This window comes from Pantoea phosphatilytica (assembly GCF_051025615.1).
Taxonomy (GTDB): domain Bacteria; phylum Pseudomonadota; class Gammaproteobacteria; order Enterobacterales; family Enterobacteriaceae; genus Pantoea.
On sequence record NZ_JBPFDF010000008.1, the window covers coordinates 36344 to 47982 of the forward strand.

Sequence of the window (11639 nt, forward strand, 5' to 3'; positions counted from 1 at the left end):
CTGACGCTTCGTTCAGGACGTGAGGCAGGGAGTTACTCGATGTTCTGAATCTGCTCGCGCATCTGCTCAATCAGCACTTTCAGTTCGATCGCTGAGGCAGTGATATCGGCGTTGATCGATTTCGAGGCCAGGGTGTTCGACTCGCGATTGAACTCCTGCATCATGAAGTCGAGACGACGGCCAACGGCCTCTTTCTTCTTCAGGATGTTGTAGGTCTCTTTCACATGCGCGTCCAGACGATCCAGCTCTTCGGCGACGTCAACACGCTGCGCCATCATCACCAGTTCCTGCTCAAGGCGATTGTTTTCCAGCTGAACGTCCGCCTCTTCCAGTCTGGTGACCAGGCGCTCACGCTGCCATTTGATCACGTCAGGCATCTGCGCACGCACTTTGCTGACTTCCTGCGACACGCCTTCCAGACGCTGCTCGATCATCGCTTTCAGTGCGCTGCCTTCGCTTTCGCGCGCCGCAATGAAATCATTCAGCGCGTTATCCAGCGCCTGCAGCAGCTGCGTATTGATGGCGTCCAGATCCTGCTCCTGCGCGGACATCACACCCGGCCAGCGCAGAATATCCAGCGGATTGATGGCGCCTTCGTCGCTCTGCATTTTCACCCAGTTGGCCGCCTGCACCAGCTGTTTAGCCAGAGTCTCGTTCAGCATCAGTTCGCCCTGCGCGCTGGGATCGGCGTCATAGCGCAGGTTGCACTCGATTTTACCGCGCGTCAGGCGCTGACGTATGCGCTCACGGATAACCGGTTCCAGCCCGCGAAACTGTTCCGGCAGACGGATATAGGTTTCCAGATAACGCTGGTTAACAGAGCGCAGCTCCCAGGCGGCGCTGCCCCATTCGCCTTTGGCTTCGCTGCGGGCATAAGCGGTCATACTGCGGATCATAAGCGGTACTCATTTGCGGAAAGATAGGTGAAGTATAGCGAGGCGAGCCACGGCATAACAGGCATAAGCGCCTCACAGGAAAATAACGAACCATTTCCGCTTTCCGCGGCAGCCACTTATGATGACCGCTGACCCCTTGTGAGGATAACTGATCTATGTCTCGCGTTATTGCCCTTCCTGTTGTGATGGCTCTGTTGCTGGCGGGCTGCCAGGCGCGCCACCACTCGTCGCCTACGAAACCGCAACCTATCTGTGCGGGAGGCGACATGATGATGCAGACCACGCTGTGGTTTGGACTGAGTAAACCGGATGGTGGCAGGGTAAGTTCGCTCGACTGGATGAACTTTGTCGATAACGAGGTCACGCCGCGCTTCAGATCGGGGCTGTCGGTCTATGACGCCAGAGGGCAGTGGCTGGGCGAAAACGGCCAGCTGGCACGCGAAAACAGCAAAGCGTTAATGCTTATCCACGGGATCGATCCTGCCACCAGCCAGGCTATCGAGGCAATACGCAGCCTCTATAAGAAACGGTTTGGTCAGGAGTCGGTGATGCGGGTCGATGCGCCCGTGTGTGTCAGTTTCTGAGGGGAAAAGGGCGGCAGCGTCGCCGCCCGTTGAAAGGTCAGATAAACAGCCCGGCAAACGCGGCAGAGAGCAGGCTGACCAGCGTAGAACCATACACCAGCTTCCAGCCAAAACGGGACACCACATTGCCCTGTTTCTCATTCAGGCCTTTGATGGCGCCCGCAACGATGCCGATGGAGGCAAAGTTAGCAAAGGAGACCAGGAAGACCGACAGGATGCCCAGCCCGCGCGCGCTCATGCCTGCCGCCACTTTCTGCAGCTCAATCATCGCCACAAACTCATTGGCCACCAGCTTGGTCGCCATAATGCTGGCCGCCTGCAGGGCATCGGCTTTAGGGATCCCAACCAGCCAGGCCAGTGGATAGAACAGGTAGCCGAGCAGCTGCTGGAAACTGTAGCCGAACAGGGCGGCGAACAGCGCGTTAACGGCGGCGATCAGGGCAATAAAACCAATCAGCATAGCCAGAATGATCATCGCCACTTTGAAACCGGCCAGGATGTACTCACCCAGCATCTCAAAGAAACTCTGATCTTCATGCAGTTTTTCCAGCGCGATAGGCTGCTCATCCTGGCGGGTCATCGGGTTGATGATCGACAGGATAATAAAGGTGCTGAACATGTTAAGCAGCAGCGCCGCAACCACATATTTCGGTTCAATCATCGACATATACGCACCGACAATCGACAGCGACACGGTCGACATCGCGGTGGCCGCCATGGTGTAGAGGCGGCGTGGCGGAATGTCAGCCAGAATCCCTTTGTAGGCGATGAAGTTCTCTGACTGACCCAGAATCAGCGTACTGACGGCGTTAAACGACTCCAGCCTGCCCATGCCGTTAATTTTCGACAGCAGGGTCCCGAAAAGACGGATCAGCAGTGGCAGGATACGCCAGTGCTGCAGGATACCGATCAGCGCCGAAATAAAGACAATCGGGCAGAGCACGCCGAGGAAAATAAAGGCCAGCCCCTGTTTGCTCATGCCGCCAAACACAAACTCAGTGCCCTGTGCGGCAAAGCCCAGCAGCGTTTCAAAGAAACCGGCGAATGAGCCGACCAGCGCCAGACCCCCGGCGGAGTGGAGGAAGAACCAGCCCAGGACTGCTTCCACCACAATCAGTTGAATAATAAAGCGCAGGCGAATCTGTTTACGGTCATGACTGACCAGCAGCGCAAGGGCGAAAATCACCACCAGCGCCAGCAGAAAATGAAGAATGGCGGCCATATGTGTTTTTTATCAGAGAGAAAGGAACGCGCATTTAGCCACAGCTGGCGGGGAATTTCATCTGATGGCTGCTCCGGACCGGCGCAAGAGACAGCGGGCAAGGAAGTCCGTATAATGCGCAGCCAATCATTAGCAAGCCGGAGATTACCCATGCGTCCAGCAGGCCGTAGCGCACAACAGGTGCGTCCAGTCACATTGACCCGCAATTACACCAAACACGCAGAGGGTTCCGTTCTGGTGGAGTTCGGCGAAACGAAAGTGCTTTGCACTGCCTCCGTAGACGAAGGGGTTCCGCGTTTCCTGAAAGGCCAGGGCCAGGGTTGGGTCACGGCCGAATATGGCATGCTGCCGCGCTCGACCCACAGCCGTATGGCGCGTGAAGCGGCAAAAGGTAAGCAGGGTGGCCGCACGCTGGAGATCCAGCGTCTGATCGCCCGTTCACTGCGCGCCGCCGTCGATCTGAAGGCGCTGGGTGAGTTCACCATTACGCTCGACTGCGACGTGATCCAGGCCGATGGCGGCACCCGCACCGCCTCCATCACCGGTGCCTGTGTGGCGCTGGCCGATGCGCTGAATAAGCTGGTTGCCAGCGGCAAGCTGAAAGCGAACCCGATGAAGGGGATGGTTGCGGCCATTTCCGTGGGCATCGTCAGGGGCGAAGCTCTGTGCGATCTGGAATACGTTGAAGATTCTGCCGCTGAAACCGACATGAACGTTGTGATGATGGAAGATGGCCGCATGATCGAGGTGCAGGGCACCGCAGAAGGTGAACCCTTCAGCCACGACGAACTGCTGACGCTGCTGGCACTGGCGCGCGGCGGCATTGAAGAGTTGATTCAGGCGCAGAAAGCGGCGCTGGAAAATTGATGTAACAGGCGACCACAGAGTCGCCTTTTCTTTATTTGAGGAGTGAGAAATGAAAGCCTGGCAGCGTCAGTTTATTGAATTCGCCCTGAACAAGCAGGTGCTGAAGTTCGGTGAGTTCACTTTGAAGTCCGGGCGTAAAAGCCCCTATTTCTTTAATGCCGGTCTGTTTAACAGCGGGCGGGATTTAGCGCTGCTGGGACGCTTCTACGCGCAGGCGCTGGTCGATGGCGCGGTCGATTTCGATCTGCTGTTCGGTCCGGCTTACAAAGGCATTCCGATTGCGACCACCACGGCGGTGGCGCTGGCGGATCATCATGACCGCGACGTGCCTTACTGCTTCAACCGCAAAGAAGCCAAAGATCACGGCGAAGGCGGTCTGCTGGTGGGCAGTCCACTGCAGGGCAAAGTGATGCTGGTGGATGACGTGATCACCGCCGGTACGGCGATCCGTGAGTCGATGGACATTATCGGCGCGCACAACGCCACGCTGGCTGGTGTGCTGGTGTCGCTGGATCGTCAGGAGCGCGGACGCGGAGAGATGTCGGCGATTCAGGAAGTGGAACGCGATTACGGCTGCAAAGTGACCGCGATTATCACGCTGGCCGATCTGATTACCTGGCTGGAAGAGAAGCCGGAGATGGCCGATCACCTGGCGCAGGTGCGGGCTTATCAGAAGGCGTACGGGATTTAATCGAGGCGGGCGCGATGCCCGCCTTTTTTACTCTCAGGCCAGCTGAACGGCGATCAGCGGCCAGCGTGCCTCAAAGTCTGCGGTAGGGCTGAAGCGAAACTCAGAACGGACATAGCGCGACAGTAAACCTTCACAGAAAGCCAGCAGCTGACTGGCCAGCAGCGCCTCATCAGCCTGAAAAGCTTCACCTTCACGCATCTTCCGTTCACGCATGACCTGCCGAAGCTGCACTTCAATGCGCTCAAACAGCTGATTGATGCGGCCCTGCAGGCGGTCCTGCTCAAACATCAGCGCATGGCCGGTCAGAATGCGGGTCAGTCCTGGATTACGCTCACCAAATCCCAGTATCAACTGGACGATCAGACGCAGGCGCGTCATGGTCTCTTTTTCATCCTTGAGGATCAGATTGATGCGGGTAATCAGACTGTCTTCAATAAACTCAATCAGGCTGTCGAACATCCGGGTCTTGCTGGGGAAGTGACGATAGAGCGCCGCTTCGGATACGCCTACCGTGGCCGCCAGTTTAGCGGTGGTAATGCGCTGACTGCCATCACCGGACTCCAGCATCTGTGCCAGTGCCTGCAAAATCTCTTCGCGACGATTCCGTTTCGCGACTTTTTTTTCTGCCATGACCTTAAAAACCCCTGAAATTTACCTAAAAACAGGCAACACCTACGCATCTGCCACAGGAACGCGTCCCATGGCGATGAGGAAAAATAACGGGCGTAAGTGAAAGTCGGTATTGCGGGTTACTGGCGACCTGAGTGGCCAAAGCCGCCTTCACCGCGCAGGCTGGCGTCGAAATCGTCTACCAGGTTAAATTCCGCCTGCACCACGGGCACGAAGACCAGTTGTGCCATGCGGTCGCCAGGCTGCAGCGAGAAGCTCTCCTGACCGCGATTCCAGACCGAGACCATCAGCTGTCCCTGATAATCGGAGTCGATCAGGCCCACCAGATTGCCTAGCACAATCCCATGTTTGTGGCCCAGACCTGAGCGCGGCAGGATCACCGCAGCCAGTTCAGGATCGGCGATATGAATCGCCAGGCCGGTCGGCACCAGCGTCGTGGTGCCTGGCGCGATAGTGAGAACCTCATCAATGCATGCGCGTAAATCTAACCCGGCAGAACCTGAGGTGGCGTAGGTCGGCAGGGGAAACTCTTTGCCGACACGCGGATCCAGGATTTTAACGTCTATTTTTTTCATCATAACGGCTGACAATCTCGTCTATTAATTGTTGGCCAAGGAGCGACTTATCGCTGAGCGGTAAGCGTTTTTCTCCATCCTGCCAAAAAAGGTGAAGAGCATTGGTATCGCTATTAAACCCCTGTCCGGTTTTAGCGACGTCGTTAGCGCAGATCAGATCCAGATTCTTGCGCACCCGTTTTTGCCGGGCGTATTCTTCCACATTCTGTGTTTCAGCCGCAAATCCGACAACGAATGGCCGCTTTTCCTGAAGGGCGGCGACGCCGGCAACAATATCGGGATTCTTTATCAGGTTCAGCGTGACGGTATCATCGCCGCCCTGTTTCTTGATTTTATCGGTCGCAATATCGGCCGCCCGGTAGTCTGCCACGGCTGCGCTTGCAATGAAAATATGTTGTTTGTCTATCTCGCTCATCACGGCGGCCTGCATCTCCAGCGCGCTGGTGACATCAATGCGGCGCACGCCCGCTGGCGCAGGCAGGGTAACCGGGCCGCTGACCAGCGTCACCTGCGCGCCGCGTCTGGCGGCGGCGGCGGCTATCGCAAAGCCCATTTTGCCTGAGCTGTGATTGCTGATGTAGCGCACCGGATCCAGCGCCTCGCGGGTCGGACCGGCGGTGATCATAATGTTGAGATGTTGCAGATCGTTGACGGGTGCGGCCCACTGCACCGCATGGTCAACAATCGCCAGCGGATCAAGCATCCGGCCCGGCCCGACGTCGCCGCAGGCCTGGCTGCCGCTGTCCGGTCCCCAGATCAGCACGCCGCGCACCGCAAGACTCTGCAGATTCTGCTGTGTAACCGCCGCACGATACATCTGCTGATTCATCGCAGGCACCACCGCGACGGGGGAGGCCGTCGCCAGGACGGCAGTCGTCACCAGGTCGTTTGCCATACCGGCAGTGACCCGGGCAATCAGATCGGCAGTGGCTGGTGCCAGCACAATCAGGTCGGCCCATTTGGCCAGTTCGATATGACCCATCGCCGCTTCCGCAGCAGGATCAAGCAGATCGTCAAAGACCGGATAGCCGGACACGGCCTGCAGGCTGAGCGGCGTAATAAAGGCTTTCGCGCCCTCTGTCATCATCACGCGAACATCCGCGCCGCGGTCGCGCAGACGGCGCACCAGTTCAGGTGCTTTGTAAGCAGCGATCCCGCCGCTGACGCCAAGAAGAATTTTTTTGCCGGCTAATCCCATCATGATGTTGGCCTCACTAAGCTCTCAGCCGCTCGTGGCGGCGAATGCACGGACTTTATCACAAAAGCGTGGATACGCCTTTCCACAGGCTGCGTTTGCGAGCCGCCTCGTAGATCGTATCGCCACGCATAGCGGTTCGCATTCGGATGAGTCATGCTGATGCGTATCTCAGGGAGAGCAGATATGAAAATAAGCGGACCACGGGAAAAACTTCAGAAGCTGGGCGCGCATTCGCTCAGCGATACCGAACTCCTGGCTATTTTTCTCCGTACCGGATCGCCAGGGCAGAACGTCATTGCGCTGGCTGACCAGATGTTGCAGGATTTTGGCTCGCTTTATCAGCTTATGACGTCAGGCAAAACGGCCTTCAGCGGCATTAAAGGTGTCGGCGATGCCAAACTGGCGCAGCTGCATGCGATCGCCGAACTGGCGAAGCGCTTCTTCGCCAGCAAACTTGCCCGTGAAAGCGTGATGGAAAATCCGCAGATTACGCGGCAGTACCTGCAAAGTTTGTTAGCCGATCAGGAACGCGAGATCTTTATGACGCTGTTCCTGGATAATCAGCACCGGGTGCTGCGGGCACAGAATATGTTCTCGGGCTCCATCAACAGCGTCGAAGTTCACCCGCGCGAGATCGTCCGCGAAGCCCTGAAGCTTAATGCCGCCGCCCTGATCCTGGCGCATAATCATCCGTCGGGCGTAGCCGAACCGAGCCGGGCAGACCGTGAGGTGACCCATAAAATCAGCGAAGCCTGTCAGCTCCTTGATATCCGTCTGCTGGATCATCTGGTGATAGGTCATGGCGAATATGTCTCTTTCGCCGAGCGCGGATGGCTCTGATAGCGGGAATTTTCGCGCCAGGTGGCGGCTTTTTGCCCGATCATTCGGGATCTTTATCTGTTCGGGACTTGAGCACTTGGGCTGAGCGGCGTATACTACGCCACCTTTGAGAATCTCGGGTTTGGCGGTTAGGCCAGCTTAGCGGGTTCCATGGAACTCGCCTGGCGGGCTGCAAGCCTGACGAGGCGGCCAAAACCTAATTTTTAAAGCTCGAGCTGATTTGATTTTTGGAGAATAGACATGTCACGAGTCTGCCAGGTAACTGGAAAGCGTCCGGTGACCGGTAACAACCGTTCCCACGCAATGAACGCGACGAAACGCCGTTTCCTTCCGAACCTGCACTCACACCGTTTTTGGGTTGAGAGCGAGAAGCGCTTCGTTAGTCTGCGTGTATCTGTTAAAGGTATGCGTATTATTGATAAAAAGGGCATTGATACGGTATTAGCCGACATGCGTGCCCGTGGTGAGAAGTACTAAGGAACTGAATCATGGCTAAAGGTATTCGTGAGAAGATCAAGCTGGTTTCCTCTGCTGGTACAGGTCACTTCTATACCACCACGAAGAACAAGCGTACTAAACCAGAGAAGCTGGAACTGAAAAAGTTCGATCCGGTTGTACGTCAGCATGTGATCTACAAAGAAGCTAAAATTAAGTAATTTTAGTGTTCTGCTAAAAACCCGGCTCCGGCCGGGTTTTTTGTTTGTGTAAAACGCTGAGGAGAGGATATGCCAGAGTTGCCAGAGGTTGAAACCAGCCGCCGCGGTATCGAGCCGCATTTGGTCGGTGAAACTATCCTTCACGCCGTGGTGCGTAATTCACGTCTGCGCTGGCCTGTTTCGCAGGAAATTCTGGCGCTGAGCGATCAGCCGGTGCTCAGCGTGCAGCGCCGCGCAAAATATCTGCTGCTGGAGCTGCCGCATGGCTGGATTATCATCCACCTTGGCATGTCAGGCAGCCTGCGCGTGCTGTCTGAAGAGTTGCCTGCCGCAAAGCATGACCATGTTGATCTGGTTATGAGCAACGGCAAAGTGCTGCGCTACACCGATCCGCGCCGCTTCGGGGCCTGGCTCTGGAGCAGCGATCTGGCGGGCAGCAGCGTGCTGGCACATCTCGGCCCTGAGCCACTGAGCAGCCAGTTTGACGGGAATTACCTGTTTGAGAAGTCGCGCGGCAAGCGAACGCTGATCAAGCCGTGGCTGATGGACAACAAAGTGGTGGTGGGCGTGGGCAACATTTACGCCAGCGAGTCGCTGTTTACCGCCGGGATCCTTCCCGATCGTGCCGCCGGCAGCCTGTCGCAGGCCGAAGCGGAGCTGCTGGTCAATACCATTAAAGCGGTGCTGTTACGCTCTATCGAGCAGGGCGGCACCACGCTGCGTGACTTCTTACAGAGCGACGGCAAGCCAGGCTATTTTGCGCAGCAGCTGCAGGTCTATGATCGGGCCGGTGAACCCTGCCGCGTCTGTGGCACACCCATTATCAGCGGCAGGCACGGGCAGCGCAGCACTTACTGGTGCCCCCGCTGTCAGCATTAAGCCAGTTTAGCCAGCAGGGCCTGATGGACAGAGGCGGGCAGGAAGGCGGTGACATCGCCGCCGTGACGTGCCACCTCTTTGACCAGCGACGATGAGACAAACGAGAAGCCTTCGGACGGCATCAGGAAAACACTCTCCAGCGTCGGCAGCAGATGACGATTCATCTGCGCCAGCTGCATTTCATATTCAAAGTCTGACACCGCACGCAGCCCCCGCACCAGCACATTAGCCTGCTGTTCACGGGCAAAATTCGCCATCAGATCGCTGAAGCCGACGACATTGACGTTGGGCAGATGACGCACGACCTCGCTGGCCAGCGCCACGCGCTCATCCAGACTGAACATCGGTTTTTTACCGGGACTGGCAGCAACGGCCAGAATCACCTGATCAAACATCAGCGCGGCGCGCGTCACGATATCGAGGTGCCCGAGCGTAACGGGATCAAAGGTACCGGGATAGATGGCTTTTGTGGTCATACTCGCCCTTTTGCCGAAGCATGATTCAGCGCCCAGAGGGCTGAATATTTATTGAAGGTATACTGCGCATTAACCACCGCCAGAAGCCAGCCCTGCTTTCCGTCGAGAAAACCGGCACGTAATACCAGCGTTTTCACAAAGGCACCCAGCGTATGGCTGAACACGGAAAAGAGGCTGCATCCTTTACCGCGCTGATGGCGTTCCGTTGCCCAGGCTTCGGCATAGGCCAGCTGCTTGCGCTGGAAAGCGACCAGATCGCGGCAGGTCAGATGCTGCAGGTCACCGGGCAACGCCACGACCGGTGCGCCCTCGCTCTGCAGCGATTCATGCACCAGATTGTCATTGTAGCGGAAGGTACGCGGATAGAGCCGCAGCACGCGGTCAGGATACCAGCCGCTGTGCCGCATAAAGCGTCCGAGAAACAGATTGCTGCGGCCCAGGCTGTAAATCGTCCGGCCGGGCGGCGCAGCCAGCACCTGCTCAATCGCAGCACGCAGTTCCGGTGAGACGCGCTCATCCGCATCGATCATCAGAATCATATCGCCGGTGGCATAGTGCTGCGCGCGCTGGCGCTGGATGCCGTAGCCCTGCCAGTCATCATTCCGGTAGACCTGTGCGCCTGCCCGGGCCGCGATATCAGTGCTGCCGTCATCACTGCCGGAGTCCAGCACGATAATTTCATCGGCCCAGCTGACCGAGGCCAGGCAATCAGGCAGCAGCCCGGCTTCATTTTTGGTGATCATCACCACGGAGAGACGCTGGCGTACGGACATTAGTGGGCTCGCGGTGGCAGATGGGGTTCGAGTAACTGTAGCAGGCGCTGAAGCGCGCCCTGATTCTGATGCAGCACCTCTACCGCGTGACGTCCGTAATAGCGGCGATAATCGTCATCCTGCAACAGATTAGTGACCTCTTTTTCCAGCGACACCACGTCGGTAACGGTGATCAGCCCCTGGCCCTCCTGCAGCTTGCCGCAGATATCTTTGAAGTTCCAGATGTGCGGGCCCATCAGCACCGGAAGGGCATGTGCGGCCGGTTCCAGCGGGTTATGTCCGCCCCGTTCCACCAGGCTGCCGCCGACAAAGGCCAGATCCGCAATGCCGTACAGCAGCATCAGTTCACCCATTGAGTCACCGATAACTACCTGGGTTGCACCTGACGGGATCTCGCCGCTGCTGCGCAGAATAAAGCTGAAGCCGCGTTCCTGCGTCAGTTCGCGCGCATCATCAAAGCGTTCGGGATGGCGGGGAACCAGAATCAGCAGCAGATCCGGGAATGTCTGCAACAGGCGGCGATGCGCATCCAGCACGATAGCCTCTTCGCCTTCATGCGTGCTGGTGGCAATCCAGACCGGACGGCGTGGTGCCCACTGACGGCGCAGCGTTACGGCGCGGGCGGCCAGCTCTGGCGTGACGGAAATATCAAACTTCAGGCTGCCGGTAATCGCCAGCTGGGACCGTTTCAGCCCCAGCCCCAGGAAGCGGTCGCCATCTTCGGCGTTCTGTGCGGCGATCAGCGTGATGCTCTGCAGCAGCCGGCGCATAAATTTGCCCAGCTTGCGATAGCCTTTGGCCGAGCGGGCGGAGAGGCGGGCGTTGGCGATCACCAGCGGAATATTACGCTGGTGCAGTATGCGGATGATGTTCGGCCACAGCTCGGTTTCCATGATGATCACCAGCCTGGGGTTGACCGTATCCAGAAAACGATTGATCGACCCCGGCAGATCGTAGGGCAGATAAACATGGTGAACATCTTTGCCAAACGCGGATTGTGCCCGCTCGGAGCCGGTCGGCGTCATGGTGGTGACGGTAATCGGCAGGGTCGGATAACGATGACGCAGCGCGCGCACCAGCGGAATCGCGGCCAGGGTTTCCCCCACAGAGACCGAGTGCAGCACGATGCCGTCGGGCGCGACTTTGCCGGTGCAATAGCCATAGCGTTCTGCCCAGCGTTTGCGATAGGCCGGCGCTTTACGACCGCGCAGCCACAGGCGCAGCCAGATCAGTGGCTGAATTAAGTAGAGCAGTGCGGTGTAAATGGTCGTCATAGTTACCGTTACAGCAGGTTCGCGTCTGAAAAAAGATTAAAATCGGATGGCGGCATGTTATCAGAAACCCTGCATGCA

15 protein-coding genes are annotated in these 11639 nt (G+C 57.5%); 7 read left to right on the forward strand and 8 right to left on the reverse strand.

The genetic code is table 11. The features are described 5' to 3' along the window. Window positions 1-32 precede the first annotated feature (32 nt). Window positions 33-896: a YicC/YloC family endoribonuclease gene (locus ACR6AS_RS19675; protein ID WP_111141469.1), complete on the reverse strand. Its 864-nt coding sequence runs from the start codon at window positions 894-896 to the stop codon at window positions 33-35. A 155-nt stretch (window positions 897-1051) separates the two neighbouring features. Between ACR6AS_RS19675 and ACR6AS_RS19680 the strand changes: the two genes are divergently transcribed. Beyond that, the gene (locus ACR6AS_RS19680) at window positions 1052-1480 is read left to right on the forward strand and encodes a DUF3574 domain-containing protein (RefSeq protein ID WP_293770553.1); all 429 of its coding nucleotides are present in this window, start codon (window positions 1052-1054) and stop codon (window positions 1478-1480) included. Window positions 1481-1517: 37 nt separating this feature from the next. Here ACR6AS_RS19680 and ACR6AS_RS19685 read toward each other — a convergent pair whose 3' ends face one another. Next, window positions 1518-2702 (reverse strand): NupC/NupG family nucleoside CNT transporter, encoded by a 1185-nt coding sequence (locus ACR6AS_RS19685; RefSeq protein WP_434163539.1) that lies wholly within the window; start codon window positions 2700-2702, stop codon window positions 1518-1520. Between the two features lie 150 nt (window positions 2703-2852). Between ACR6AS_RS19685 and rph the strand changes: the two genes are divergently transcribed. Together rph and pyrE are read left to right on the forward strand one after the other, a co-directional pair. Next, window positions 2853-3569: a ribonuclease PH gene (rph, locus tag ACR6AS_RS19690; protein ID WP_111141472.1), complete on the forward strand. Its 717-nt coding sequence runs from the start codon at window positions 2853-2855 to the stop codon at window positions 3567-3569. Window positions 3570-3618: 49 nt separating this feature from the next. Then, entirely contained in the window at window positions 3619-4260 is a 642-nt protein-coding gene (gene pyrE, locus ACR6AS_RS19695; protein WP_111141473.1) for an orotate phosphoribosyltransferase, read from the forward strand. Window positions 4261-4293: 33 nt separating this feature from the next. Here the strand turns inward: pyrE and slmA are convergent, their stop codons facing one another. From slmA to coaBC, 3 genes are all read right to left on the reverse strand, one after another. Then, complete coding sequence (gene slmA, locus ACR6AS_RS19700) at window positions 4294-4890, reverse strand: nucleoid occlusion factor SlmA (RefSeq protein ID WP_313655808.1); 597 nt, start codon at window positions 4888-4890, stop codon at window positions 4294-4296. A 119-nt stretch (window positions 4891-5009) separates the two neighbouring features. Further along, a complete protein-coding gene (gene dut / locus ACR6AS_RS19705) occupies window positions 5010-5468 on the reverse strand; it encodes a dUTP diphosphatase (RefSeq protein WP_146240874.1) in 459 nt (152 codons plus the stop codon). After that, entirely contained in the window at window positions 5446-6666 is a 1221-nt protein-coding gene (gene coaBC, locus ACR6AS_RS19710; RefSeq protein ID WP_434163540.1) for a bifunctional phosphopantothenoylcysteine decarboxylase/phosphopantothenate--cysteine ligase CoaBC, read from the reverse strand. Before coaBC ends, dut begins: the two co-directional genes overlap by 23 nt. A gap of 180 nt (window positions 6667-6846) precedes the next feature. Between coaBC and radC the strand changes: the two genes are divergently transcribed. The 4 genes from radC to mutM all read left to right on the forward strand — a co-directional run bounded on the left by radC (window position 6847) and on the right by mutM (window position 9038). Next, entirely contained in the window at window positions 6847-7503 is a 657-nt protein-coding gene (gene radC, locus ACR6AS_RS19715) for a RadC family protein (protein WP_111141477.1), read from the forward strand. A 240-nt stretch (window positions 7504-7743) separates the two neighbouring features. Further along, window positions 7744-7980, forward strand: coding sequence for a 50S ribosomal protein L28 (rpmB, locus tag ACR6AS_RS19720; protein WP_111141478.1), 237 nt, complete (start codon window positions 7744-7746; stop codon window positions 7978-7980). Between the two features lie 11 nt (window positions 7981-7991). Further along, window positions 7992-8159 (forward strand): 50S ribosomal protein L33, encoded by a 168-nt coding sequence (gene rpmG, locus ACR6AS_RS19725; protein ID WP_001051798.1) that lies wholly within the window; start codon window positions 7992-7994, stop codon window positions 8157-8159. Between the two features lie 69 nt (window positions 8160-8228). After that, window positions 8229-9038 (forward strand): bifunctional DNA-formamidopyrimidine glycosylase/DNA-(apurinic or apyrimidinic site) lyase, encoded by an 810-nt coding sequence (gene mutM, locus ACR6AS_RS19730; protein WP_293770545.1) that lies wholly within the window; start codon window positions 8229-8231, stop codon window positions 9036-9038. Here mutM and coaD read toward each other — a convergent pair. From coaD to waaA, 3 genes are read right to left on the reverse strand one after another with little or no spacing between them, the layout of a single operon-like run. Beyond that, entirely contained in the window at window positions 9035-9514 is a 480-nt protein-coding gene (gene coaD, locus ACR6AS_RS19735; RefSeq protein ID WP_111142159.1) for a pantetheine-phosphate adenylyltransferase, read from the reverse strand. The genes mutM and coaD overlap by 4 nt on opposite strands. Then, window positions 9511-10287 (reverse strand): glycosyltransferase family 2 protein, encoded by a 777-nt coding sequence (locus ACR6AS_RS19740; protein ID WP_293770542.1) that lies wholly within the window; start codon window positions 10285-10287, stop codon window positions 9511-9513. The genes coaD and ACR6AS_RS19740 overlap by 4 nt, the downstream gene beginning before the upstream one ends. Next, window positions 10287-11561 (reverse strand): lipid IV(A) 3-deoxy-D-manno-octulosonic acid transferase, encoded by a 1275-nt coding sequence (waaA, locus tag ACR6AS_RS19745; RefSeq protein WP_418799781.1) that lies wholly within the window; start codon window positions 11559-11561, stop codon window positions 10287-10289. Before waaA ends, ACR6AS_RS19740 begins: the two co-directional genes overlap by 1 nt. Window positions 11562-11639: the final 78 nt, after the last annotated feature.

Bases quoted from the DNA above. Each gene is read 5' to 3' on its own strand.
- ACR6AS_RS19675 (WP_111141469.1), bottom strand. From the start codon at position 896: ATGATCCGCAGTATGACCGCTTATGCCCGCAGCGAAGCCAAAGGCGAA.
- ACR6AS_RS19680 (WP_293770553.1), top strand. From the start codon at position 1,052: ATGTCTCGCGTTATTGCCCTTCCTGTTGTGATGGCTCTGTTGCTGGCG.
- ACR6AS_RS19685 (WP_434163539.1), bottom strand. From the start codon at position 2,702: ATGGCCGCCATTCTTCATTTTCTGCTGGCGCTGGTGGTGATTTTCGCC.
- rph (WP_111141472.1), top strand. From the start codon at position 2,853: ATGCGTCCAGCAGGCCGTAGCGCACAACAGGTGCGTCCAGTCACATTG.
- pyrE (WP_111141473.1), top strand. From the start codon at position 3,619: ATGAAAGCCTGGCAGCGTCAGTTTATTGAATTCGCCCTGAACAAGCAG.
- slmA (WP_313655808.1), bottom strand. From the start codon at position 4,890: ATGGCAGAAAAAAAAGTCGCGAAACGGAATCGTCGCGAAGAGATTTTG.
- dut (WP_146240874.1), bottom strand. From the start codon at position 5,468: ATGATGAAAAAAATAGACGTTAAAATCCTGGATCCGCGTGTCGGCAAA.
- coaBC (WP_434163540.1), bottom strand. From the start codon at position 6,666: ATGATGGGATTAGCCGGCAAAAAAATTCTTCTTGGCGTCAGCGGCGGG.
- radC (WP_111141477.1), top strand. From the start codon at position 6,847: ATGAAAATAAGCGGACCACGGGAAAAACTTCAGAAGCTGGGCGCGCAT.
- rpmB (WP_111141478.1), top strand. From the start codon at position 7,744: ATGTCACGAGTCTGCCAGGTAACTGGAAAGCGTCCGGTGACCGGTAAC.
- rpmG (WP_001051798.1), top strand. From the start codon at position 7,992: ATGGCTAAAGGTATTCGTGAGAAGATCAAGCTGGTTTCCTCTGCTGGT.
- mutM (WP_293770545.1), top strand. From the start codon at position 8,229: ATGCCAGAGTTGCCAGAGGTTGAAACCAGCCGCCGCGGTATCGAGCCG.
- coaD (WP_111142159.1), bottom strand. From the start codon at position 9,514: ATGACCACAAAAGCCATCTATCCCGGTACCTTTGATCCCGTTACGCTC.
- ACR6AS_RS19740 (WP_293770542.1), bottom strand. From the start codon at position 10,287: ATGTCCGTACGCCAGCGTCTCTCCGTGGTGATGATCACCAAAAATGAA.
- waaA (WP_418799781.1), bottom strand. From the start codon at position 11,561: ATGACGACCATTTACACCGCACTGCTCTACTTAATTCAGCCACTGATC.